Origin of the sequence: Streptomyces griseus subsp. griseus (assembly GCF_000720255.1) — a bacterium.
GTDB classification, from domain to species: domain Bacteria; phylum Actinomycetota; class Actinomycetes; order Streptomycetales; family Streptomycetaceae; genus Streptomyces; species Streptomyces griseus_I.
Window position 1 is genome coordinate 1 of the sequence record NZ_JOJE01000119.1, and the last position, 1,368, is coordinate 1,368.

General features: G+C 67.5%; 1 protein-coding gene. It reads right to left on the bottom strand.

The annotated features are described in order from the left end of the window. Positions 1-9: 9 nt before the first annotated feature. Positions 10-1,368, bottom strand: a 1,359-nt coding sequence (locus IG99_RS43350) for a glycoside hydrolase family 43 protein (RefSeq protein ID WP_037684536.1), incomplete at its 5' end; no start/stop codon positions are given.

A 1,368-nucleotide genomic window follows, 5' to 3' on the forward strand; every position in this document is an offset into this window, starting at 1 on the left:
GGTGCCGGGTCAGCTCGTGACGCGGAAGGTGGCGTCGGCGCGTGCCGTGGTGGTGGTGATCGGGTCGATCCGCAGCTGGTAGGCGTAGTGGCGGATGTAGCGGTCGGGGTAGTTGTAGGACTGGAACGACGACCAGGTGGGGTCGGCGAGCCCGGCGACCTTCCGGAAGGTGGCGTCGGCGGCGAACTGGCTGCTGCCGTCGTTGTGGGCGAGCTGGAAGTCGTAGTTGGCGTGGCGCAGGAAGTAGCCGGGGTAGTTCACCGACTCGAAGGAGACGGTGCCGGTGCCCGCCAGGCCGGGCCGCAGCCGGAACTGGGCGTCCTCGGCGGGGGTCACGTTCGGGTCGATGCGCACGTCGAAGTTGGTCTGGCGCACGTAGCGGTCCGGGAAGTTGTACGACTGCAGCCGCTGGGCCGGGGTGTTGGGCCAGCGGGCGAGCACGCGGCTCTCCTCGGCGGCCGTGAGGGTCGTGATCGCGCCGTGGCGCTTGGGGGTGCCGCCCATGTCGTAGCTGGTCGCATCCTGAAGCCGGTAGGTGCTGACGTCGAACGGGTTGGTGGTCAGGATCGGCCGGTATTCGCGTACGCCTTGCGGGTTGTTGTAGTCGATGTAGAGGGCCCACTCATTGCGGTCTCGGAACTTCATCCAGACCGGGCCTTCGACCACGTTGCCGGTGAGGCCGATGCTGGAGAGGTTGCCGAGGTTGGTCCACGTCCCCAGGATCGAGTTGCTGCCCTCGACGTTGTTCTGGCCGTCGCCGGAGACTCGCAGGTAGCGGTAGGGGCCGGTACCGGCGGGCACCTCGGTCATCTGGGTGTCGACGACCGGCGTGCTGCCGGGGGGATCGATCCAGATCTGCGGGGTGGTGATGGTGCGGAAGTCCTTGGTGCGGGCGGAGTAGATGCGGTACTTGAAGATGCCGTTCACCGTGGCGTTCGTCGCCCAGTACAGGACGTAGTCGTTGGTCTCGGGGTTGAAGATCGCCTCCGGCGCCCACGCGTTCTTTCCGCCGGGGATCAGTCCGGCGGCGCCGAGCAGCCACGGCTTGGACCAGGTGACCAGGTCGGTCGACTCCCACACCACGAAGTTGGGGCTGCCGTTGGTGTACGTCGAGCCGCAGCGGATGCACAGGTCGGTGGCGATGATCCAGTACTTGCTGCCGTCGGGAGAGCGCACCAGTGCGGGGTCGCGCACCCCCTTCGTGCCGATCGTGGAGTTCAGGACCGGCGCTCCGCCGTTGAGGTCGTTCCAGTGCAGGCCGTCCGTGCTGTGCGCGAGGTACAACATCTGACCGGTCGCGGAATCGCCGGTGAAGTGCACCATCAGGTAGCCGGGGTCGGCAGCGGCCGCCCGCTCGGGTGTGGTCAG